The following is a 21,371-nucleotide window of genomic DNA, read 5'->3' as shown; positions in this document are numbered from 1 at the left end:
GGTGCCGACGGAGGGAAGAGCATGAGCGCAGGCCTGTCGATCGACCGCATCGCCGCATGGGTGGCGGACCAGAGGTGGTACGCGAGCAAGGGGCGGCGCCCCGAGCTGGAGGTCCGCGGCGCCTGGTCGCTGCACCCCGGAGAGGCGGAGGTGGTGGACCACCTCTTCATCGACCGGGCAGGCACGAGCCCGGTGCTGTACCAGGTGCCGGTGACCGTCCACGCGGCTCCGGTGCCCGGGCTCGAGGACGCCCTCGTCTACTCCGACGACGCTCACTTCGTGTACGACGCTCCGCGCGACCCGGTGTTCGCCCGCGCCCTGCTCGGGATGATCGCCGACGGCGGCCGCTCCGACGAGGACGGCGCCCAGGGCGGCGCCCGCGCCGAGGGCCACCGGCAACCGGGTGCCGCGATCGGGGCGTTCGCGTCCTCGAAGGTGCTCAGCGGCGAGCAGTCGAACACCTCGGTGATCGTCCGCACCACCGCCGACGACGGATCCGACGCGACCCCGGTGATCGTCAAGGTCTTCCGCGCCCTCCACCACGGCGACAACCCGGACGTGACGGTGCAGTCGGCGCTCAACGCCGCCGGGAGCGCCCTCGTCCCGCCCGTGATCGGCAACGTGACCGGCGAGTGGGACGACGAGGGCGAGGAGACGGGCCGCGCCTTCGGGCACCTCGCCTTCGCGCAGGAGTTCCTCCCCGGGGTCCAGGACGCGTGGCGCGTCGCCCTCGAGGCGGTCGCCGCCGACTCCGACTTCACCGGACCCGCCCGCGAGCTGGGCCGCGCCACCGCCGAGGTGCACGCGAAGCTGGCGGAGGTCATGCCGACCGAGGACACCACGTCCGAGGTCGTCGAGCGGATGGTCGCGGCCATGCGCCGTCGCCTGCGCATCGCCTCGGCAGAGGTCCCCGTGATCGCCGAGGACTCGGAGGCGATCGACGCCGTGTTCCGCGCCGCCGAGACCGCGCCGTGGCCGAGGCTCCAGCGCATCCACGGCGACTACCACCTCGGGCAGGTCCTGTCCGTGCCCGATCGCGGCTGGGTGCTCCTCGACTTCGAGGGCGAGCCGCTGCGGCCCATGCACGAGCGCCGTCTTCCCGACGTGGCCCTTCGCGACGTGGCGGGGATGCTGCGCTCCTTCGACTACGCGGCGGGTGCGCACGAGCAGGCCGAGCCGGGCGCCTCGAGGGCGGCGTGGGCGGCGGCGAGCCGTGCCGCGTTCCTCGAGGGCTACGCCGAGCAAGCGGGCGACGCGGTGACCGCGCACCGGGCGGTGCTCGACGCGTTCGAGCTCGACAAGGCCGTCTACGAGGCGATCTACGAGGCGCGCAACCGGCCGGAGTGGCTGTCGATCCCGGTCGCCGCGGTGCAGCGCCTCGCCGGACGCTCGTAGGGTGGCAGGCATGAGCGACGACACCGACGACAAGAAGCCCCTGGACCCGCTGAGCGACTTCAGCATCCCGGGCGACACCGATCTGCACACGACCGGCGACGCCTCGGGCGCGGACGGCGACGAGGTCGCGGAGCCCGGAGCGGACGAGGACTGAGCCGCCTGCTCTGCGGGGCCGGCCGCCGGCTCGGCTCCGCGGAGCCGGCGGCCGGCCTAGCCCAGCGGGGCGAGCGGCTCGACCGCCGGCCCCTCCAGCACCGTCCCGTCGGCTGCGAAGCGGGAGCCGTGCAGCGGACAGTCCCAGCTGCGCTCCGAGTCGTTCCAGGTGACGATCCCGCCCAGGTGCGGGCACACCGCCGACACCGCGCAGCGCCTCCCCTCCACGGTGGAGACCGCGACGGGCTGCAGGCCGTCGCGGGCGAGCGAGCCCTGGCCCTCCGCCGGCACCACCCCGGCCGAGCGGGGCGCGCGGAGCGCTGCCGACCAGCCGCGGGCGTACCAGGCGCCCACCGCCAGCCCGGCGCCGAGCCCCTCCGCCATCACCCGCGGCAGCGTGGGCCGGCGGTGCAGCGTCCTCGCCCAGGCCGGCGTCCTGCCCTCGAGGTCGGCGACGAGCGTCATCGCGGCCTGCACCGCGTTGGTCATCCCCCACTTGTCGTAGCCGGTCGCCAGGAAGATCCGTCCGCGGCCCCGCGGCAGCCAGCCCACGAACGGCACACGGTGGAACGGCTCGTAGTCCTGGGCGCTCCACTGCGCGACCGGCTCCGCCCCCGGGAAGGACCGCCGCGTCCAGGCGACCAGGTCGTCCACCGCCTCCGAGGTGACGGGCCGGCGCCCCACCGGGTGGCCGTTGCCGCCGATCAGGAGGAGCCGCTCGCCGTCGCGCTCGGCGTCGCGCACCGAGCGGGACGGCTCGTCGACCGAGAGGTACATGCCGTCGGGGATCGGCGCGTCGGTGCGGAACGCGACCGCGTACGAGCGCAGCGCTGCGATCTTGGCGAAGTAGAGGCCGCGGTCGAGGATCGGCGCCCCCGTGAGCAGGTAGGCCCGGTCCCCGGTCACCGGGCCCGCGCTGGTGCGGACCCGGACGGGAGCGGTCGCTCGCATCCCGAGGGCCCGGACGCCCTGCACCAGCGTGCCCCCGGCGGCGCGGAAGTCGGCGGCGAGCGCCGTGAGGACGTCCATCGGGTCGAACTGGGCCTGGTCGTCGAGGGCGACGGCCGCCGTGCTGGGGAACGGCACGTCGAGCTCGCCGACGAGGCGGGTCGCGAGGCCGAAGCGGCGCGCGGTCGCGTGCTCCTTCAGGACGGCGTCCACGCCCTCGGGCGTCTGCGCGTAGCTGTAGGCGGTGCGCCTCTGCACCGGCACGCCCGCGCCCTCGCAGTAGTCGAGCAGCCAGCGGAAGCCCGCGAGGTTCGCCGCGACATAGGCCTCGGTCACCGCGGGGATGTTGCGCTCCGCGATCCGGGAGAGGTGCGCTCCCTGCAGGAGGCTGAGCTTCGCCGTCGTGTTCCCGGTCGTGACCGCGCCGACCTCCCGCGCCTCCAGCACCAGCACGCGCCGGCCGGTCCGCTGCAGGAGGAGCGCGGTGACCAGCCCGGTGAGTCCGGCGCCGACCACGACGTCATCGAAGTGCGCGCCCGGGACGAACTCGTCGGAGGGGATCGGAGCCGCGCCCGCCCGCCAGAGGGAGCGGGGCCGCGGGGCCGTCGTGGTAGTGTCCTCCGGAGTCATCGGGAGTCCCTCCGTTCAGGGGCCGGACGGCCCGCGAGCGACGCTACGCGGAGCCTCCGGGACCGTCACGGTGTTGACACGTCGCGGGACGCGGGCTCAGAGCCAGCCCCACCGCTTGAAGAGCCGGTGCAGCACCACGCTCGAGGCGAGCATCGCCGCGAGCGCCGCCGGGTACCCCCACGCCACGTGCAGCTCGGGCATCACGTCGAAGTTCATGCCGTAGATGCTCGAGATCATGGTCGGCGCGAAGAAGATGGCCGCCCAGGCGGAGATCCGCTTGACCTCGTCGTTCTGCTGGTTGCCCACCTCCGCGAGCTTCTTCATGTCCTCGTTCTGGCGCTGGGCGACGAGGGTCGCGTTCACCGCCAGGATCTCCCGCAGCGTGGTGCGGAAGCCGTCGACCCGCTCGGTGACGAGCGCGACGTGGTCGGCGACGTCGCGGATGTAGCGGCGCAGCTCCACATCCGACTGGAACACCTCGAAGTCGGTGACGAGCCGCCCGAGCATGCCGGTCAGCGGAGCGACCGCACGCTGGAAGTCCAGCACCTCCTGGCTGAGCTCGTAGATGCGGCGGGACACCGCCGGGTCGCCCTCGAAGACCTGCGCCTCGATCTCGTCGATGTCGTTCTCGAGACCGGCAACGACGGGCGAGTACTGATCCACGACGGCGTCGAGGATCGCGTACAGCACGGCGACCGGGCCGACGCGCAGCAGCTCCGGATCGGCCTCCATCCGCCGCCGCACCAGCGAGAGGTCGGGCTTCTCGGAGTGGCGGACCGTGACGACGAAGTTCGACCCCACGAACAGGTGGAGCTCGCCGAAGTCGACCTCCTCGCGCTGGTCGGAGTAGCTGGCGGCGCGCAGCACCACGAACATGTCGCTGCCGTACCGCTCGAGCTTGGGCCTCTGGTGCGCGCTGATCGCGTCCTCGAGGGCGAGCGGGTGCATCGAGAACTCGTCCTCGAGCGCGGCGAGCTCGGCCGCGTTCGGCCGGTACAGCCCGATCCACGCCATCGCGTCGGGCAGCTTCTGCAGGGCGGCGAGCGCCTCCGGGATGCTGCCGGGTGAGACGACCCGGCGGCCGTCCTGGTAGATCGCGTTGTCGACCGTGCTGGTGCGGGCCGGCTCGTCGTCCGGGCGCAGACGCTGGATGGGAGCGGTGTCCTCGGCGGCGGCGCGAGTGCGCGAGCCCAGACCCAGGATCGTCGCGGGGACGCGGGGCAGCTTCACGACCATCTCCTCTGCTCGACCGACGCCCTATTGTGCACCTCCCGGTGAACGGGAGGTGTCCGCTGCGCCGTCGGTGTCGGAGGGCCTCACTAGCCTGGAGTCGCTCCCCCGGACGACGCAGAGGAAGGACGACCGTGAAGCTGCTGCACACCTCGGACTGGCACATCGGCCGCACCTTCCACGGGCACTCCACGACGGCGGCGCTCGCGACCGTGCTCGAGGCCCTGGTCGAGACGGTGCGGGCCGAGCGCGTGGACGCGGTGCTGATCGCCGGCGACGTCTTCGACTCCGCCGTGCCCGCCGCGGAGCACTACACCCTCCTCACCCGCACGCTCGAGGCGATCCGCGCGGCCGGCGCCGAGGTCGTCCTCACCAGCGGCAACCACGACTCCCCCGCCCGGCTCGGCTTCCAGGCCGGGCTCCTGCGCGGAGCGGGCGTCCACGTCCTCACCGACCCCGAGGCGTACGCCGAGCCGGTCGTGCTGCGCGACGCGTCCGGGCTCGAGGTCGGCGTCCACGGCATCCCCTTCCTCGAGCCCGCCCTCTACCGCCACCGGCACCCGGAGGAGCAGCTGCGCCGCCACGAGGACGTGCTCGCCTTCGCGATGGCGCGGGTGCGCGCCGCCGCCGAGGCGGCGGGCCGTCCCTGGGTCGTGCTCGCGCACTGCTTCGCGGTCGGAGCCCCGGCCGCGGTCCTCGAGCGCGACATCACGGCGGGCGGGCTCGACTACGTCTCGGTCGAGCACTTCGCCGCGGCCGACTACGCGGCGCTCGGGCACATCCACGGACGCGCCGAACTGCTGCCGGGAGTGCGCTACTCCGGAGCGCCGCTGCACTACTCGTTCGGCGAGGCGTCGAAGCCGCGCGGCGCCTGGCTGGTGACGATCGGGCCCGAGGGGCTCGAGGGCGTCGAGTGGTCGCCGCTCCCCGTGCCGAGGAGGCTCAGCGTGATCGAGGGCGAGCTCCAGCAGCTGCTGCGCGATCCCTCCCTGGCCGAGGTGGAGGGCGACTGGGTCTCGGCGGTGCTCACCGATCCCGTGCGCCCGCTCGACGCGATGGCGCGCCTGCAGTCGCGCTTCCCCGGCTGCGCCACGCTCGAGCACCGGCCCCCGCACGCCGCGGCCGAGCCGCGCGCGTACGCCGAGCGGATCCGCGGGCGGAGCGACGTGGAGGTCGTCGACGACTTCCTCGCCCACGTCCGCGGCGGTCACGGCGCCACGGAGACCGAGCGCGCCCTCACCCTCGACGCGCTCGCGGCCGTCGAGGCCGAGGCTCTGCGGTGAGGATCCGCCGACTCGCCTTCGCCGGGCTCGGACCGTTCCGCGCCGAGCAGTGCGTCGACTTCGACCGGCTCGAGGACGTGGGCGTGTACCTCATCGCCGGGCGCACCGGAGCGGGCAAGTCGACGATCCTCGACGCGATCGCGTTCGCGCTCTACGGCTCGGTCCCCCGCTTCGACGGCACCGCCTCGCGCCTCCGGAGCGACCACAGCGGCCCCGAGGACGAGACCTTCGCCGAGCTCGAGTTCGAGGCGGCGGGGCGCGTCTACCGCGTCCGGCGCTCGCCCGAGTACGAGCGGCCGAAACGGCGCGGCACCGGCACCACGACCCAGCCGGCGAAGGTCGAGCTGCTGGAGCAGGTCGACGGCACCTGGGTCGGGCTCTCGTCGAGCGCGAAGGAGGTGGGCGCCGACATCGGCCGGATCGTCGGCCTGACGAAGGACCAGTTCCTCCAGGTGATCCTGCTGGCGCAGAACCGCTTCCACGAGTTCCTGCTCGCGAAGAACGACGACCGGCAGCGTCTCCTGCGCACGCTCTTCGCGACCGAGCGCTTCGATCTGCTCCGCCGCCGCCTGCTCGAGCAGCGCGACGCGAGCGCCGTCGGGCTCGAGGAGGAGCGCGCGGCCGTGACGGCGCTCGCGGACGAGGCCGTCCGGCTCCTCGAGGACGGAGCCGAGCCGCCTCTGCCGGACGCCGCCTGGTTCGCCGGGCTGCCGGCGCGGCTCGCCGCTCCGCTCGAGGCGGCCCGGGCCGGCTCCGCCGCGGCCGACGCGGCGCACGAGGCCGCGGGCGCCGCTCTCGACGAGGCCCGGCGCACCGCCCGGGGCCAGGAGCGGCGCCGGCGCGCCCTCATCGAGGCGGAGGAGCTCGTGGTCGCCGAGGCGCACGTCGAGCAGCAGCGGGCCGCGATCGAGCGCGCGCGCCGGGCCGACGGCGTGCTGCCGCTGCTCCGCTCCGCCCGGGCAGCCGCCGAGAAGGAGCGGGCCGCCCGGCAGCAGCGCGACCTCGCGGCCGACGCCTACGGGGACGCGTCCGGGGGCCCGACCGCCGAGACGGCCGAACGGCTCGCCGCTGTCCTCGGCGCCCTCACCGAGGCGCTGGCCGAGGAGCGCCGGCTCCCCGACGCGGAGCGCGTCGCCGAGCGGTCCGCGCGCGCCGAGCAGGCGGCGGCGACCGCGCTCGCCGGGATCGAGGCGGAGCTGCGCGAGCTGCCCGCTCGCGTCGACGCGCTCGCCGGCGAGGAGGAGTCCCTGGCCGGGGAGGCCGCCGCCGTCCCCGCGCGCGTCGACGAGCTCGCCGCGCTCGAGCGGAGGATCGCCGCGGCCCTCGAGCGCGATCTCACTGCGGCGGGTCTGCAGCGGCTCGGCACGGCCTACGCCGACGCGGCGCGCGTCCACGGCGAGCGCGCCGCGGCGCAGGCCGCCCTGATCGCGCGCCGGTTCGCCGGGTTCGCCGGGGAGCTCGCCGAGCGGCTGGAGCCGGGCGAGCCCTGCCCCGTCTGCGGCTCGTGCGAGCACCCCCGCCCGGCCGAGCACGACGGCCCGACGACGGTCGGCACCGACGACCTCGACCGGGCCCGCGTCGCGGTGGAGCGCGCCGCCGCCGCCCTCGACGGCGCCCGCGAGCGCGAGGGAGCCGCGGCTCGGGCTCTCGCGGCGCTCGAGGAGCGTGTGGGCGAGGACGCGGATCCGGAGTCGCTCCGCCCGGCGCACGAGGAGCGGCTCGCCTCGGCGCGCCGCGCCGCCGCCCGCATGGAGGAGCTGCGGCGCGAGCGCACCCGGCTGCGCACCCGGATCGACGCTCTCACGACCGGACGGGACGCCGCTCGCGAGGAGCACCGCGCCCGCGCCGACGAGTCCGCCCTCGCCGCTGAAGCGCTGCGGCTGCTGCGGGAGCGCGTCGAGGCCTTCCGCGACGGCGCGACGAGCGTCGCCTCGCGGGTCGAGCAGCTGAGTGCCCAGCGCCGCCGTGCCGTCGCCCTGGTCGAGGCCGAGGAGGCGGCCGTCTCGCGGTCCGAGGCCGCCGCCGCCGCCCGGGAGGAGCTCGCCGAGGTCCTCGCCGAGCGCGGCTTCACGACCGCCGAGGAGGCCGAGTCGGCCGCGCTCGCCAGCGGGGACCGGGCACGGGCCGAGGCCGTCGTCGCCGAGCACGAGCGACGGCGGAGCGCGACGGAGGCGGTGCTGTCCGACCCGGAGCTCCGCGGACTGCCGGGCACGGCCGTCGACCTCGCCGCCGCCGAGGAGCGCTCGCGCGAGGCCTCCGCCCGTCGCGACGAGGCGCGAGCCGGCCTCTCCGTGCTCGAGCACCGCTCGGAGCGCCTGGCCGAGCTCGCCGCGACGGCCGCGGGCCGCCTCGCCGTGCTGGGTGAGCGTCTCCACCGCCACGAGGAGCTGCGCGCGCTGGCCGAGACCGTCTCCGGCCGGGGGCAGAACACGCGCCGGATGGACCTCGAGGCCTTCGCCCTCGCCGGACGCCTGGAGGAGATCGTGACCGCGGCGAACCTCCGCCTCGACGCGATGACCAGCGGCCGCTACGCACTCGCCCACGACGACTCGCTCGCCTACCGCGGCGCCGCCTCCGGCCTCGGGATCGACGTGCTCGACGCCTTCACCGGCGTCCGCCGGCAGCCCGCCTCGCTCTCCGGCGGCGAGACGTTCCTCGCCTCGCTCGCCCTCGCCCTCGGCCTCGCCGACGTGGTGACGGCGCAGTCCGGCGGCATCTCGCTCGAGACCATGTTCATCGACGAGGGCTTCGGCTCGCTCGACGCCGAGACGCTCGAGACGGCGCTCAGCACGCTCGACGAGCTGCGGTCGGGCGGTCGGACGATCGGCCTGATCAGCCACGTCGACGCGATGCGCGAGCGGCTGCCGATCGGCCTCCGCGTCGCAGTCGGGCCGCGCGGCGACTCGACGATCCTCACCGGCTGAGCGGCCGCTCCCGGGCGAAGGGGCGACGACGGCCCGCTCCCTCCTCTCGCACTGCAGCAGCGAGCGCGCCCGCGCCCGCTGCTAGGGTCGTGCGCAGTGACACGGGGTGCCCGCCAGGGCTGAGAGAAGACCCGTTGAACCTGATCTAGTTCGTACTAGCGAAGGGATGTCGCGAATGAGCATTCGCACGCCTGTCCACCCGACCCTCCCCGCCGACACGGCGCCCGACCCGGCGTCCGTGGGTCGCGATCTCGCCGAGCTCCGCGCCGCCGGGCCCCTGGTGCAGTGCATCACGAACGCGGTCGTCACCGGCTTCACCGCCAACAGCCTTCTGGCCCTCGGCGCCAGCCCGGCGATGTGCGACCTGCCCGGCGAGGCGGGCGTCTTCGCGGGCCTCGCCTCCGCGGTGCTCGTCAACCTCGGCACGCCCGGAGCGGAGCAGCGCGAGGGTGCTCGCGAGGCGGTCGCCGCGGCCGGACGCGCCGGCACCCCGTGGGTGCTCGATCCGGTCGCCGTGGGCCCGCTGCCCGTCCGCACCGCTCTGGCGGTGGAGCTGCTCGAGGCGCGGCCCGCGATCATCCGCGGCAACGCCTCCGAGATCCTCGCCCTCGCGGGAGCCGGTGCGGGCGGCCGCGGCGTGGACGCCGTCGACACCGCCGAGCAGGCGCTCGACTCCGCCCGCGTCCTCGCCCGCCGCACCGGCGGCGTGGTCGCCGTCTCGGGAGCGGTCGACCTCGTCACCGACGGCGAGCGGATCGTCCGGGTCACGGGGGGCCACCCGCTGCTGACCCGCGTGACCGGCGGCGGCTGCGCGCTCGGCGCCGTGATGGCGGCGTTCCTCGGCGCGGGCGCCCGCCCGCTCGACGCGGCCGTCAGCGCTTCCGCGGTCTGGGGCCTCGCCGCCGAGCGGGCCGCCGCCGCGAGCAGCGGTCCCGGGTCCTTCGCCGTCGGCCTCCTCGACGCCCTCGCTGCCCTCCAGCCGGCCGACGCCGAGGCCGGGGCGCGGATCGCATGAGCCTCGACCTCTCGCTCTACCTCGTCACGGACACCGCCCAGTGCGGCCCGCGCGGCGTGCCCGCGGTGGTCGCCGCCGCCGTCCGGGGCGGAGTCACGACCGTGCAGATCCGCGATCACGACGCCCCCGCCGCCGAGCTCGTCGCCCTGACCCGGGCCGTCGCCGCCGTCCTCGACGAGCGCACGACCCTGCTGGTCGACGACCGCGTCGACGTCGCCCTCGCCGCCCGCCTCGCGGGCGCCCGCGTCCACGGCGTCCACCTCGGGCAGTCCGACCTCCCCGTCACCGCCGCCCGCTCGCTGCTCGGACCCGACGCGGTGATCGGGCTGACCGCGAACACCCCCGAGCACCTCGCCGCCGTCCGCGCCCTGCCCGCGGGGACGGTCGACTACCTCGGCGTCGGCGTCATCCGGCCCACCGCGACCAAGCCCGACCACCCCGCTCCCCTCGGTGTCGACGGGTTCGCCGCCCTCGCCGCGGCCACGGCGCTGCCCTGCGTCGCCATCGGCGGAGTCGGAGCCGCGGACGCGGGGCCACTCCGCCTCGCCGGTGCGGCCGGCCTCGCGGTCGTGTCGGCGCTCTGCACGGCCGCCGACCCCGCGGCGGCCGCCCGCCTGATCCGAGCGGAGTGGGACCGGTGACCGCCGTCGCCCGCGTCCCCCGTGTCCTCAGCATCGCCGGCACCGATCCGACCGGCGGTGCAGGCGTCCAGGCCGACCTCAAGTCGATCGGCGCGCTCGGCGGCTACGGCATGGCGGTCGTCACCGCGCTCGTCGCGCAGAACACGCACGGGGTCCGCTCCGTGCACCTGCCACCCGCCGTGTTCCTCCGCGAGCAGCTCGACGCGGTGAGCGACGACGTCACGATCGACGCGGTGAAGATCGGGATGCTCGCCACGGCCGAGTACGTCGGAGTCGTCGCCGAGTGGCTCGACGAGGTCCGCCCGCCCGTCGTGGTCGTGGATCCGGTGATGGTCGCGACCAGCGGTCACCGGCTGCTCGCTCCCGAGGCGGAGGACGCCGTGCGCGACCTGCTCCGCCGCGCCGACCTGGTGACGCCGAACCTCCCCGAGCTGGGCGTGCTGGCCGGAGAGCCGACCGCCTCCGACTGGCCGGCCGCGCTCGCGCAGGGGGCGATGCTCGCCCGCGCCCTCGACGCCGCCGTGCTGGTGAAGGGCGGCCACCTCGACGGCCCCGCCACCCCGGACGCGATCGTCACTCCCGACGGCCTCGTGCGCGAGGTCCCCGGCGAGCGCGTCGCCACCTCGAACACGCACGGCACCGGGTGCTCGCTCTCGTCCGCGATGGCGACGCTCCTGGCCGGGCGCGACGCCTCCTCCGACGCCCTGGTCGAGGCGCTGACGGAGGCCAAGGAGTGGCTGACCGGCGCCCTGCGCGCCGCCGACGCTCTCGAGGTCGGCTCCGGCAACGGCCCGATCGACCACTTCCACCGGCAACGTCCTCCGGCGTTCTGCGCGGACGTCTGGGAGCGGACGCGGACCCTCCGCGACGAGATCGACGCGCTCCCGTTCGTGCGGGCCCTCGGCGACGGCTCCCTCGGGCGGGAGGACTTCGAGTGGTACCTCGAGCAGGACGCTCTCTACCTCACCGAGTACGCCCGCGTCCTGGCCGTGGCGGCGCAACGCGCGCCGACCACCGCCGAGCAGGTCTTCTGGGCCGAGGGCTCGGCGTCCGCCCTCGCGGCGGAGGCGCAGCTGCACCGCGACCGGCTCGGGACCAGGGACGCGACTCCCGCGCCCGTGACCCGCGGCTACACCGACCACCTGCTCGCGGTCGCCGCGGGCGGCGGCTACGGCGAGATCGTCGCCGCCCTGCTCCCCTGCTTCTGGCTCTACGCCGACGTCGGGTCGCGCCTCGCCGCCTCCGGGCACCCCGAGCACCCCTACGCGGACTGGCTGCTCACCTACGGCGACCCGGTCTTCGCGACGGCCACCGAGCGGGCGATCGAGTTCACGGAGCAGGCCGCCCGCGACGCCTCACCGAGGGAGCGCGCCGCGATGAGGGACGCGTTCCTGCGGTCGAGTTCGTTCGAGAAGGACTTCTTCGCCGCACCGCTCGCCCGGACCGGCTGAGCTCTCAGCCGGTCCGGGCGGGTGCGCTCAGCCGATCGCCTCGCGCAGGACGTGCATGAGGGCGTCCAGCTGCACCGTGTCGGCCGAGGCCGTCTCGGCGTCCGCGCCGTCGAGCGCCCGGGCGGCGAGACCGGCCTTGGCGTCGATGAGCTCGGCGATCTTCGCGTCGATCGTGTGCGCCGCGATGATCCTCCACGCCGTCACCGGCTCCTCCTGGCCGATGCGGTGCACGCGGTCGATCGCCTGCGTCTGCTCGGCCGAGGTCCACGACAGCTCGGCGAGCACCACGTTGGACGACGCCTGCAGGTTCACGCCGACTCCCGCCGCGGTGAGCGAGCAGACGGCGACCGAGACGTCGGGGTCCTCGTTGAAGGCGTCGATCTGCGTCTGGCGGAACGCCGCGGTCTGGTCTCCCCGGATCGAGACGGACGTGAGCTCGCGCTTCTCGAACGTGTCCTCCGCCTGGTCCATCACGTCGATGTGCTTCGCGAAGAAGACGACCTTGCCCACCGAGCGGGCCAGCTGCGAGGCGTAGTCGGCGGCCAGCGCCGCCTTGGCCTGGCCGATCCGGCGCACCATGGTGAAGACGTTCTCGCCGGTCTTGGCCGACTTCGACTCCTCGAGCTCGCTCTGCGCCACGATGCGGATGAACCGCTCGCGCTCGTCGTCGTCGAGCTCGTGCGTGATCGAGGAGGTGACCGCCCTGAAGCGCTGCAGCATGCGGGCGCCGAGCTCGCGCTCGGCCTTCTGGATGGAGCGGCCGAGGTCGTCGTCCAGCTCGACGGGCAGATCGACGATCCGCTTCGACGGCAGGTCGGCGGCGACGTCGATCTTCTTGCGCCGGACGATGCCGAGGTCGATCACGGCCTCGCGCGCCTCCGGGTAGAAGCCCGTGTCGGCGGGGGTGAGGCCCGTCTCCTCGAGGCGGCCCATCAGCTCCGGTCCCGGCTTGGTCTCGTCGATCCAGCCGAGGAAGCGCCAGATGGCGCGGAAGTCGTCGACGTCGTTGATCAGCGGGGTGCCGGTCAGCGCGATCATCAGCGGATCGTGCCCCGGAGTGGTCTCGCGGATCCTCGACGCCAGCGCGAGCACGCTCTGCGAGCGCTGCGAGCGGAGGTTCTTGATGAAGTGCGCCTCGTCGACGACCATGCCGCGGAAGCCCAGGCTCCCGAGCCAGCCGATGTGCCGGTCGAGGATGTCGTAGTTGACGATGACAACGTCGGCGAACGCGTCGAGCGTGCCGCCGTCTCCGTGGATCACCGTGGCGCGCCTCTGCGGCGTCCAGTGCTCCACCTCGCGCGCCCAGTTCATCTTGACCACGTTCGGCACCACCGCGAGCAGCGGGTACGCCCCGACCACCGAGGCGGCGAGGAGGCTCTGCGCGGTCTTGCCCAGACCCGGCTCGTCGGCGAGCAGGAAGCTGCGGTGCCCCTCGCGGGCGCTCTCGATGAAGCGCGCCTGGTGCGGCATCAGCTCGCGGCCGCGCGGCGAGACCCGGTCGAGCTTCGGCGGCTCCGGGAGCTCCATGCTCGCGGCCCGTCCGCCCGCTCCGTACTCGAACGCCTTGAAGAGCGGCCCGAGCAGCTCCCAGTCGTCGAGCCGGCGGCGCGGCGCCGGGGCCGAGGCCTCGGCGATCGAGAAGTCCGGCGGGAGGAAGGGGTTCGCCAGCTGCCGGGCGCGCACCGACTGCGGCACGACCTGGTTGACCGGCACCTCGGGCTTGGGCTCCGGCTCGGTCACGATGAGCAGCTCGTCGGGGCTGAGCTCCGCGCCCGCCTCGAGCAGCCAGTCGCGGCGGAGCTTCTGCGCGGCCGCCGTGACGCCGGCCTCCGATTCGAGCAGCGCGATCAGGCTGGTGTCGCGGGCGGCCGTCTTGGCCAGGATCGTGGCGATGCCGTCGAGGCGCTTCATCTCCTCGGCGCGCTGCGCGTCGCTGAGCGAAGGATCGACCTTGACCCGCTTGCGCTCCTCGCGCATCAGGAGGGCGATCACCAGGAACTTCGTCCGGTTGGTCGGCCCGACCTTGCCGGTCTGGGCCTTCGCCTCCACCTCGCGGACGCGGCGGGCGAGGATCGGGATGATCCCCGCGTTGTCCACGCCGCGCGAGCGCGATCGGGGTCGGCTCCCGGCGGCGTTCGACGCTCGTCGCGTCTGACCGGACTGACGCTGGCCGCTGCGAGCCATGCTCCTCCTCGATGTGTGACGGGGGGCGGAGGAGGGGTTCCCGCGCGCTGCCGTCGCCGTGCATCCGCCGGATCGCCTCCGGGGAGGCGTCGGGCGTCGGTGCATCCGGTGGCCGTCGGGAGCTCCGAGCAACGGGTCTGGGACCCGGTCGCAGCATCCCCGGCGTGCGGGTGCGGCGCCAGTCTACTCCTCGGGACGGTCCGGGCGGCGCTCAGACGCGCGGACGGTCGCGCTCGTCGTCATTCCGGGGTCGGGACGCGGATGACGAGGCCCGCCGCCACGAAGACGCCGACCGCGGCGAGGCTCAGCGAGGACCAGATCGCGTCCGGGAACGCGAACGGCAGCACCGGGTTCCACAGCACGAGCACGGGGACGAGCCCGATCAGCCAGAGGAGTGCGCGCGCCTGGATCGCGAACCAGCCGATGACCGCCGCGAGGATCGCGACCGGGTAGCGGATGAAGTCGTAGGCGTCGGAGCCGACGAGGGCGAGCCCGGCCAGCAGCACGATCGCGCCGAGGATCCCGGGCGCGAGCGCCATGCGGGCGCGGTCGCGCGAGGGGTAGCGGGCGGCGGTCGCGCGGGACGGCTTGCGGGTGCTCACCCCTCGATCGTAGGCGGGCGCATACCCCGCCCGGGTACCGCCTGCGGCGCGTAGGCTGGAGGAGTGATCGAGGACCTCAAGAAGCGCTCGCTGCACCGTGCCCGGATCCTGGGCGGCCAGATGCGCGGCCTCGAGCGGATGATCGAGAACGAGGACTACTGCGTCGACATCGTCACGCAGTCCCTCGCGATCCAGAAGTCGCTCGGCTCGCTCAACAAGCTCATCGTCGAGAACCACCTCCGCACGCACATCACCGCGATGTTCGAGGAGGGCGGAGACGCCCGCGAGGCGGCGATCGCCGAGCTCGTGAAGATCTTCGAGCTCTCCAACAACCGCTCGTGACCGCCGGCCTCGTCGCTGCGGCGCGGGTGCGCCCGCTGCTGCTCGACGGGGGCCTGGGCACGGAGCTGGAGGCGCAGGGCGCCGCGGTGGACTCCTCGCTCTGGAGCGCCCGGGTCCTGCTGGAGGAGCCCGGCCGGGTCGTCGCCGCGCACCGCGCCTTCGCCGAGGCGGGCGCCCGGGTCGCGGTGACCGCGAGCTACCAGGTGTCCGCGAGCGGATTCGCAGCCGCGGGGCTGCCCCCGGGCCTCGTCGAGCGCGCCCTCCGGGAGAGCGTCGACCTGGCCCGGCGCGCGCAGAGCGGCTGGGTCGCCGCCTCCGTCGGCCCTTTCGGTGCGAGCCTCGGCGACGGCTCCGAGTACCGCGGCGACGACGGCCTCACCGTCGGCGAGCTCGCCGCCTGGCACCGGCCGCGCCTGGAGACCCTGGCCGCGGCCGGGCCCGACCTGCTCGCCGTCGAGACCATCCCGTCGGTGCGGGAGGTGCGGGCCGTCGTGGAGGCCCTCGCGGGCTCCTCGGTCCCCGCCTGGATCTGCGTGAGCGGCCGTTCGGGCCGCACCGCGGCCGGCGAGCCCCTGGCCGAGGCGTTCGCCGTCGCCGCCGCCTCCGAGGAGGTCGTCGGCGTGGGAGTGAACTGCTGCCCGCCCGGCGACGTCGCCGAGGCGGTCCGCATCGCCCGCTCCGTCACCGGCAAGCTGGTCGTCGTGTACCCGAACAGCGGCGAGGAGTGGGACGCCGTCGAGCGTCGCTGGGCAGGCGACGCGGCCTTCGACCCCGTGCTGGTCGCCTCCTGGCGTGCGGCGGGAGCGGATCTGATCGGCGGCTGCTGCCGCGTGGGACCTGCGGCGATCGCTGCCCTCGGACGAAACCTGGAGGAGGAGTCGTGACCACCCTGAGAGCCGTGCGCGGCGACCTCACCCGCGAGCACGTCGACGCGATCGTGAACGCGGCGAACTCGTCGCTCCTCGGCGGCGGCGGCGTCGACGGCGCGATCCACCGCGCGGGCGGACCGGAGATCCTCGCCGAGTGCCGCCGGCTCCGCGGGACCGAGCTGCCGGACGGTCTGCCCGCCGGCTCCGCGGTCGCCACGACCGCCGGCCGCCTCCCTGCCCGCTGGGTCGTGCACACCGTCGGTCCCGTCCACTCGCGGTCGGAGGACCGCAGCGCCGTCCTCGCCTCGGCCTACCGCGAGTCGGTGCGCACCGCCGTCGGTCTCGGTGCGCGGACGCTCGCCTTCCCGGCCGTCTCGGCGGGCGTCTACGGCTGGCCGATGGACGACGCGGCGCGCATCGCGGTGGAGACGGTCCGCGAGGCGACCGCGGACGGCGCACTCGACGAGGTCCGGTTCGTCCTCTTCTCCGCGGACGCCCTCGCGGCCTTCGAGGCCGCCCTGGCCGCGGAATGACGGAAGGGGAGCCGACCCTGCGGTCGACTCCCCCTCCACGGTGCTCCGCTAGGCCGTCTTCGGCCGCGCGAACTCGTCGTAGGGCAGCGTGATCGGGCGGGTCCGCGGAGGCATCCGCACGACCGCCTCGAGCGCCGGGCCCAGTGCCTCGCGCCACGCGCGGTAGCCGTCCTCGTTGAGGTGCAGGCCGTCCGGCGAGTACTGCTCGAGCAGCCCGCCGTCCTCGCCCGCGAGCACCGGCCACAGGTCGAGGTAGCCCGCGTGCGCCGTGGGCGCGAACTGCCACAGGTGGCGGTTGATCTCGCGGATCTGCGGCGCGAACTCGTGTCCGCGCGGCAGGACCGAGGTCACCAGGATGCGCACGTCCGGGAGGTCGCGCCGGAACGTCGCGACGATCGTCTCGATGTTGCGCACGACGTGCTCCGTCGTGCGGTGCCAGGCGAGGTCGTTGGTGCCGATCAGCAGCACCACCGTGTCCGGCTCCTGCGCGACCAGCTCGGCGAGCCGCGCGACGACGTCCGCCGTGGTGGCCCCTCCGACTCCCTCGTCGACGACCGTCGACTCCGTCAGCCACTCGCCCCAGGCTCCCGCCTGGATGATGCTGTCCCCGATGAAGAGGACCTTCCCCAGCTGGAGTCCGCGCCCCGCGTCCGTACTCGACCGTTCGCTCATCGTGCTCCTCTCGTCGGCGTCCCGGGCGGCCTCGCCGCCGCCGGACCCCTCCATTGTCACCGCTGCACCCGGCGCCCGCCAGGGGAGCGCTCGTCGCCGGAGTCCGGCAGGTCGGCCGCGGTGGCCGTGATGCGGTTGGCCATGCCGTTGAAGATGATGCCGTGGAAGGGCAGGATCGCGAACCAGTAGAGCCTGCCCGCGAGGCCCTGCGGGAAGAACACCGCGCGCTGCGTGTAGACCGAGCCGCCGTCTTCGGAGGGCTCGGCGCGCATCTCGAGCCAGGCCCCACCGGGCACCTTCATCTCGGCGCGCAGGCGCAGGAGCTTCGGCCGCTCGATCTCCTCGACGCGCCAGAAGTCGAGGGCGTCGCCGGCGTGCAGGCGCGCGGAGTCGCGGCGCCCGCGCTGCAGGCCCACTCCCCCGACGAGGCGGTCCATCCAGCCGCGGATCACCCACGCGAGCGGGAAGGAGTACCAGCCGTTGGTGCCGCCGATGCCCTCGATGACGCGCCAGAGCTTGGCCGGGTCGGCCTGGGTGCGGCGCTCCTTGAGGTCCACGTAGACCGTGTGGCCGGCCCACTCCGGGTCGCTCGGCAGCGGATCGCTGGGAGCGCCGACGACCTCCGCGTTCTGCCAGCTCGTCTCGATCTCGCCCGCCTGCATCTTTCCCAGCGCGAGCCGGACGGCGCGGCGGTAGGAGGTCAGCCCGCCCTCGGGGTCGGGGATGAGCGCGCGGATGTCCTGCTCGTGCACGACGCAGTCGTACTGCAGCGAGGCGATGATGGGCACGGCGAGCGAGCGCGGGATCGGCGTGACCAGGTTGACCCACTGCGAGGCCAGCCACGGGGTGAACACCGGCAGGGACGCGATCGGCCGCTGCGGGAGCCCGGCCTCGACCGCGTAGCCGTTCATCATCTGGCCGTAGCGGAGCACGTCGGGCCCGCCGATGTCGAAGGTGCGGTTGAGCGTGGCGTCCTCGAGCGACGCGGAGCCGATCAGGTAGTGCAGCACGTCGCGCACGGCGATCGGCTGGATGAAGTTGCGCACCCACTGCGGCGCGGGCATGTACGGCAGCACGTCGGTGAGGTGGCGCACCATCTCGAACGAGGTCGACCCGGAGCCGATGATCACGCCCGCCTGCAGGGCGATCGTCGGCACTCCCGACTCCATCAGGATCCGGCCCACCTCCGCGCGCGAGCGGAGGTGCTTCGAGAGCTCCTGGCCCTCGGGGTGCAGGCCGCCGAGGTAGACGATGCGGCCGACGCCGGCCGACTCCGCGGCCGTGGCGACGTTGTGCGCGGCGCGGCTCTCGACCTCCTCGAAGTGGGCGTGGTCGTTGCCCGAGCCCATCGAGTGGACGAGGTAGTAGAGGACGTCGACGCCCTCGACCGCGGCCTCCAGCGACTCCGGATCGCCGAGATCGCCCTGGGCGACCTCGACCTCCTCCGCCCACGGCACGTCGACCAGCTTGCGCGGGTCGCGCACCAGGACGCGCACCCGGAAGCCCGCCTCGAGGAGGCGCGGCGTCAGCCGGCCGCCGATGTAGCCGGTCGCGCCGGTGACGAGCGCGAGGGGGCGCGCCGAGTCGGAGGGGGTTTCGCTCATGCGGCCACGGTACGCCGATGGCTCCGGGACCTCTCCCGCTGGTGCGGGCCCGCGGCCCCTGCTAGGCGGCGCCCGGCATCCCGCTCAGTCGATGCCGAGGACCTCGCGGACCTGCACCACGTCGTGGTTCATCTGGCGGATGAGGGGCTCGACGCCCTCGTAGGCGACCTGGCCGCGGATCCGGCCGACGAACGCCACGTCGACCACGCGGTCGTAGAGGTCGAGGGTGTCGAGCGTCTGATCGAGCACGTACGCCTCGACCTGCTTGGGCGGCACCCCGACGAAGGTCGGGTTGCTGCCGACCGAGATCGCGGCGGGATGCGTGACGCCGTCGGTGGTGAGCCGGCCCGCGTAGACGCCGTCGGCCGGGATCAGGCCCTGCGACTGCGGCGAGAGGTTCGCGGTCGGGAAGCCCAGCTCGCGGCCGCGCTTCGCTCCGTGCACGACCACGCCGCGGACGACGGGCTCGTGCCCGAGCAGGCGCGTCGCGTGCTCCACGTCGCCCTCGGCCAGCAGCTCGCGGATCCAGGTGGAGGAGACGCGGCGCCCGTCCTCGGGCCGCACGTCGTCGATCAGCTCCACCTCGAATCCGTGCTGCCCGCCGAGCACGCGCAGCAGGTCGACGTCGCCCGCTCCCCGGGCGCCGAAGCGGAAGTCGGAGCCGACGAGGACCACGCGGGCCTCGAGTGCCTCCACCAGCACCTGCTCGACGAACTGCTCGGGCGAGAGCGCCCGGAACGCCTCGTCGAAGGTGAGCAGCAGGGTCGCGTCCACGCCGGTCCCGGCGAGGAGCTCGAGCTTCTGCTCGTTGCCGACCAGGACGGGCGGGCACTTCTCCGGCGCGATCACGCTGAGCGGATTGCGGTCGAAGGTGACGACGACGGCGGCGAGCCCCTGCTCGCGGGCCCGCTCGTGCAGCCGGCCGATGACGGCCCGGTGCCCGGAGTGGACGCCGTCGAACTTGCCGATCGTGACGGCGGAGGGTCCGATCCCTGCCAGGTCGCCGGGGCGGGTCTCGACGCGCATCAGGCGGCCGCCGGGGCAGTGCGCCGCCCCTGCACGCGGAGCCACCAGAGGCCGAGCACGGGCAGGACGAGCGGGATGAGCAGGTAGCCGGCGCCGAAGGCCGCCCACACCGTCGACTGGCCCCCGAACGGGTCGGCGCTCGCGAGCCCGAGGAGCTGCGGAGCGAGGAGGCTGAGCGCGCCGACCACGAGCACGCCCACCAGCTCGAAGGTGATCGTCACCCACGCGACGCGCTGCCAGGCGCGGCCCGGGACGATCAGGGCGACCGTCGCGACGATGTACACGACGGCCGAGAGCGCCGAGAGCGAGAACGCCAGCGGCGCCTCGTCGAACCGGTCGATGATCTGGAAGACGGAGCGCCCCGTCGCGGCGAGCGCGAGGATCCCGTAGACCACGACCAGGAGGCTGCCGATCCCGCGCGAGCGGGCGGAACGGTTCGGCTCTCCGCTCCCGGGGGCCGAGGGAACTGAGGGGTCGTGAGCGGCCCGTCCGGACGCATCGCTGGCTGGTTTCGACATCGCACGTCCATGCTAGGCGCTCGCCGGGCCGGGCCCGGTGGCGGGCCCGATCAGGCGCTCTGGAAGAACCAGATCTGGTGCATCCGGTAGACCATGACCGCGATCGAGAGGCAGGCGACGCCCAGGATCACGGTGCTCCAGCGGCTCCGCTCGATGAGCGCCCAGAACCCGGCCGCGAGCGGCAGGAGCAGCGCCGAGATCAGGTAGATGTAGTACTCCGGCAGGCTCCCCGACGGGCGGTTGCCGACCAGCGGCGACACGATCGCGACCGCCAGCTGGACGATCAGCAGCAGCTCGACGATCGCCGTCGCGCCGACCGAGACGTCCGAGGGACGGCGGGCGAGCAGCCCGAGCACGAGGCAGAGCAGGCCGGCCGCGACGGCGATCCCCACCTGGAGGATCGTGAACCACTCGATCACGAGGCGGCCGTCCGCAGGTCCTCGGTCGGGAAGTTGACGACGCTCTTGAGCTGGGTGCCGCGCCGCTCGGCGAGGCCGATCAGCCGCTCCCCCGGGCCGACCGCGGCGAGGAGGACCTTCGCTCCCGCCACCGCCTCCGGGGCCGGGATGCGCTTGCCGTTCGCGAGATCGCCCGCCTCCTGGGCGTCGAGGCGCAGCAGGGGGAACAGCTCGCCCGCCACGAGCGTCGGCGGCAGGAGCGCGGCGGGGACGTCGAGCTCGTCGATCTCGCCGGCCTGCGCCACGGAGAAGGGGCCGACCGCGGTGCGCCGCAGCGCGGTCAGGTGGCCGCCGACTCCGAGGGACGCGCCCAGGTCGCGGGCGAGCGCGCGGATGTAGGTGCCGGAGGAGCAGGTGACGCGCACGTCCAGGTCGAGGAACCCCTCGACCGGGCGGCTCGCCAGGACGGCGAACTCCGAGACGGTCACGGGGCGGGAGGCGAGCACGACCTCCTCGCCGTCGCGGGCGCGGGCGTAGGCGCGGCGGCCGTCGACCTTGATCGCGCTGACCGTGCTCGGGACCTGCTCGATCGCTCCGGTGAGGGCCGCGATTGCGTCGGACACCGACTCCGGGGCGAGGGCCGCGACGAGGGCGGGCTCCGCCGAGGCGAGCACCTCGCCCTCCTGGTCGTCGGTGGTGGTGGAGGAGCCCAGCCGGATCGTCGCCTCGTACTGCTTGTCGAGGCCGACGAGGTAGGTGAGCAGGCGCGTCGAGGGGCCGAGACCGAGGATCATCAGCCCGGTCGCCATCGGATCGAGCGTCCCCGCGTGGCCTACCTTGCGGGTCCCCGCGCGGCGGCGGGTCCGCGAGACGAGGTCGTGGCTGGTGATGCCGCCGGGCTTGTCCAGCAGGAGGATCCCGTTCGGAGCCGGGGCGGGGGTCTCGAGCACGGG

Annotated in this window: 20 protein-coding genes and 1 riboswitch; of the genes, 10 read left to right on the top strand and 10 right to left on the bottom strand. The window is 74.5% G+C overall.

All coding sequences use genetic code 11. The features are described from left to right. Window positions 1–21 precede the first annotated feature (21 nt). Together C5D66_RS01905 and C5D66_RS16995 are read left to right on the top strand one after the other, a co-directional pair. A complete protein-coding gene (locus tag C5D66_RS01905; protein ID WP_104255112.1) occupies window positions 22–1,395 on the top strand; it encodes a phosphotransferase in 1,374 nt (457 codons plus the stop codon). A gap of 10 nt (window positions 1,396–1,405) precedes the next feature. Continuing rightward, the gene (locus C5D66_RS16995) at window positions 1,406–1,549 is read left to right on the top strand and encodes a hypothetical protein (RefSeq protein WP_159914626.1); all 144 of its coding nucleotides are present in this window, start codon (window positions 1,406–1,408) and stop codon (window positions 1,547–1,549) included. A 56-nt stretch (window positions 1,550–1,605) separates the two neighbouring features. Here the strand turns inward: C5D66_RS16995 and C5D66_RS01900 are convergent, their stop codons facing one another. Beyond that, on the bottom strand, window positions 1,606–3,126 hold the full coding sequence (locus tag C5D66_RS01900) for an FAD-dependent oxidoreductase (protein ID WP_104255111.1): 1,521 nt from the start codon (window positions 3,124–3,126) through the stop codon (window positions 1,606–1,608). Window positions 3,127–3,222: 96 nt separating this feature from the next. Beyond that, entirely contained in the window at window positions 3,223–4,362 is a 1,140-nt protein-coding gene (locus tag C5D66_RS01895; protein ID WP_104223070.1) for a magnesium and cobalt transport protein CorA, read from the bottom strand. Between the two features lie 128 nt (window positions 4,363–4,490). Between C5D66_RS01895 and C5D66_RS01890 the strand changes: the two genes are divergently transcribed. The 5 genes from C5D66_RS01890 (at window position 4,491) to thiD (ending at window position 11,670) form a co-directional block, all read left to right on the top strand. Next, window positions 4,491–5,639 carry an exonuclease SbcCD subunit D gene (locus C5D66_RS01890; RefSeq protein ID WP_104255110.1) on the top strand — a complete coding sequence of 383 codons (1,149 nt, stop codon included), beginning with the start codon at window positions 4,491–4,493 and terminating at the stop codon, window positions 5,637–5,639. After that, complete coding sequence (locus C5D66_RS01885) at window positions 5,636–8,563, top strand: AAA family ATPase (protein WP_104255109.1); 2,928 nt, start codon at window positions 5,636–5,638, stop codon at window positions 8,561–8,563. Before C5D66_RS01890 ends, C5D66_RS01885 begins: the two co-directional genes overlap by 4 nt. A gap of 92 nt (window positions 8,564–8,655) precedes the next feature. Further along, a riboswitch (TPP riboswitch) is annotated at window positions 8,656–8,747 on the top strand. Continuing rightward, window positions 8,739–9,578 carry a hydroxyethylthiazole kinase gene (gene thiM / locus C5D66_RS01880; protein WP_104246561.1) on the top strand — a complete coding sequence of 280 codons (840 nt, stop codon included), beginning with the start codon at window positions 8,739–8,741 and terminating at the stop codon, window positions 9,576–9,578. (Overlaps the previous riboswitch by 9 nt.) Beyond that, entirely contained in the window at window positions 9,575–10,219 is a 645-nt protein-coding gene (gene thiE, locus C5D66_RS01875; protein WP_104255108.1) for a thiamine phosphate synthase, read from the top strand. The genes thiM and thiE overlap by 4 nt, the downstream gene beginning before the upstream one ends. Continuing rightward, a complete protein-coding gene (thiD, locus tag C5D66_RS01870) occupies window positions 10,216–11,670 on the top strand; it encodes a bifunctional hydroxymethylpyrimidine kinase/phosphomethylpyrimidine kinase (RefSeq protein ID WP_258063836.1) in 1,455 nt (484 codons plus the stop codon). Before thiE ends, thiD begins: the two co-directional genes overlap by 4 nt. Before the next feature lie 27 nt (window positions 11,671–11,697). Here the strand turns inward: thiD and C5D66_RS01865 are convergent, their stop codons facing one another. After that, complete coding sequence (locus C5D66_RS01865) at window positions 11,698–13,854, bottom strand: DEAD/DEAH box helicase (protein WP_104225603.1); 2,157 nt, start codon at window positions 13,852–13,854, stop codon at window positions 11,698–11,700. A gap of 239 nt (window positions 13,855–14,093) precedes the next feature. Beyond that, entirely contained in the window at window positions 14,094–14,456 is a 363-nt protein-coding gene (locus C5D66_RS01860) for a DUF6804 family protein (protein WP_244229446.1), read from the bottom strand. 63 nt (window positions 14,457–14,519) lie between these two features. Between C5D66_RS01860 and C5D66_RS01855 the strand changes: the two genes are divergently transcribed. From C5D66_RS01855 to C5D66_RS01845, 3 genes are read left to right on the top strand one after another with little or no spacing between them, the layout of a single operon-like run. Next, a complete protein-coding gene (locus tag C5D66_RS01855) occupies window positions 14,520–14,798 on the top strand; it encodes a metal-sensitive transcriptional regulator (RefSeq protein ID WP_104223062.1) in 279 nt (92 codons plus the stop codon). Continuing rightward, on the top strand, window positions 14,795–15,682 hold the full coding sequence (mmuM, locus tag C5D66_RS01850) for a homocysteine S-methyltransferase (RefSeq protein WP_104274270.1): 888 nt from the start codon (window positions 14,795–14,797) through the stop codon (window positions 15,680–15,682). The genes C5D66_RS01855 and mmuM overlap by 4 nt, the downstream gene beginning before the upstream one ends. After that, complete coding sequence (locus tag C5D66_RS01845; protein WP_104225600.1) at window positions 15,679–16,200, top strand: O-acetyl-ADP-ribose deacetylase; 522 nt, start codon at window positions 15,679–15,681, stop codon at window positions 16,198–16,200. The genes mmuM and C5D66_RS01845 overlap by 4 nt, the downstream gene beginning before the upstream one ends. Before the next feature lie 48 nt (window positions 16,201–16,248). Here the strand turns inward: C5D66_RS01845 and C5D66_RS01840 are convergent, their stop codons facing one another. The 6 genes from C5D66_RS01840 to truB all read right to left on the bottom strand — a co-directional run bounded on the left by C5D66_RS01840 (window position 16,249) and on the right by truB (window position 21,368). Beyond that, on the bottom strand, window positions 16,249–16,872 hold the full coding sequence (locus C5D66_RS01840; protein WP_104225671.1) for a GDSL-type esterase/lipase family protein: 624 nt from the start codon (window positions 16,870–16,872) through the stop codon (window positions 16,249–16,251). Window positions 16,873–16,928: 56 nt separating this feature from the next. Next, entirely contained in the window at window positions 16,929–18,476 is a 1,548-nt protein-coding gene (locus tag C5D66_RS01835) for an SDR family oxidoreductase (RefSeq protein ID WP_104255106.1), read from the bottom strand. Between the two features lie 84 nt (window positions 18,477–18,560). Beyond that, a complete protein-coding gene (locus C5D66_RS01830) occupies window positions 18,561–19,502 on the bottom strand; it encodes a bifunctional riboflavin kinase/FAD synthetase (RefSeq protein WP_104225670.1) in 942 nt (313 codons plus the stop codon). Continuing rightward, window positions 19,502–20,020: a hypothetical protein gene (locus C5D66_RS01825; RefSeq protein WP_258063838.1), complete on the bottom strand. Its 519-nt coding sequence runs from the start codon at window positions 20,018–20,020 to the stop codon at window positions 19,502–19,504. Before C5D66_RS01825 ends, C5D66_RS01830 begins: the two co-directional genes overlap by 1 nt. 50 nt (window positions 20,021–20,070) lie before the next feature. Next, the gene (locus C5D66_RS01820) at window positions 20,071–20,439 is read right to left on the bottom strand and encodes a hypothetical protein (RefSeq protein ID WP_104223058.1); all 369 of its coding nucleotides are present in this window, start codon (window positions 20,437–20,439) and stop codon (window positions 20,071–20,073) included. Beyond that, a complete protein-coding gene (truB, locus tag C5D66_RS01815) occupies window positions 20,436–21,368 on the bottom strand; it encodes a tRNA pseudouridine(55) synthase TruB (RefSeq protein ID WP_104255105.1) in 933 nt (310 codons plus the stop codon). The genes C5D66_RS01820 and truB overlap by 4 nt, the downstream gene beginning before the upstream one ends. Between the last annotated feature and the right edge of the window lie 3 nt (window positions 21,369–21,371).

The organism is Rathayibacter sp. AY1B4, from assembly GCF_002932815.1.
GTDB lineage: Bacteria > Actinomycetota > Actinomycetes > Actinomycetales > Microbacteriaceae > Rathayibacter.
The sequence above is the reverse complement of the archived record's forward strand: the minus strand, read 5'-3'. Positions and strand labels throughout refer to the sequence as shown.

Excerpts from the sequence above, each read along its gene's own strand:
- C5D66_RS01905 (WP_104255112.1), top strand. The coding sequence starts at position 22 with ATGAGCGCAGGCCTGTCGATCGACCGCATCGCCGCATGGGTGGCGGAC.
- C5D66_RS16995 (WP_159914626.1), top strand. The coding sequence starts at position 1,406 with ATGAGCGACGACACCGACGACAAGAAGCCCCTGGACCCGCTGAGCGAC.
- C5D66_RS01900 (WP_104255111.1), bottom strand. The coding sequence starts at position 3,126 with ATGACTCCGGAGGACACTACCACGACGGCCCCGCGGCCCCGCTCCCTC.
- C5D66_RS01895 (WP_104223070.1), bottom strand. The coding sequence starts at position 4,362 with ATGGTCGTGAAGCTGCCCCGCGTCCCCGCGACGATCCTGGGTCTGGGC.
- thiM (WP_104246561.1), top strand. The coding sequence starts at position 8,739 with ATGAGCATTCGCACGCCTGTCCACCCGACCCTCCCCGCCGACACGGCG.
- thiE (WP_104255108.1), top strand. The coding sequence starts at position 9,575 with ATGAGCCTCGACCTCTCGCTCTACCTCGTCACGGACACCGCCCAGTGC.
- C5D66_RS01865 (WP_104225603.1), bottom strand. The coding sequence starts at position 13,854 with ATGGCTCGCAGCGGCCAGCGTCAGTCCGGTCAGACGCGACGAGCGTCG.
- C5D66_RS01840 (WP_104225671.1), bottom strand. The coding sequence starts at position 16,872 with ATGAGCGAACGGTCGAGTACGGACGCGGGGCGCGGACTCCAGCTGGGG.
- C5D66_RS01835 (WP_104255106.1), bottom strand. The coding sequence starts at position 18,476 with ATGAGCGAAACCCCCTCCGACTCGGCGCGCCCCCTCGCGCTCGTCACC.
- C5D66_RS01830 (WP_104225670.1), bottom strand. The coding sequence starts at position 19,502 with ATGCGCGTCGAGACCCGCCCCGGCGACCTGGCAGGGATCGGACCCTCC.
- C5D66_RS01825 (WP_258063838.1), bottom strand. The coding sequence starts at position 20,020 with ATGTCGAAACCAGCCAGCGATGCGTCCGGACGGGCCGCTCACGACCCC.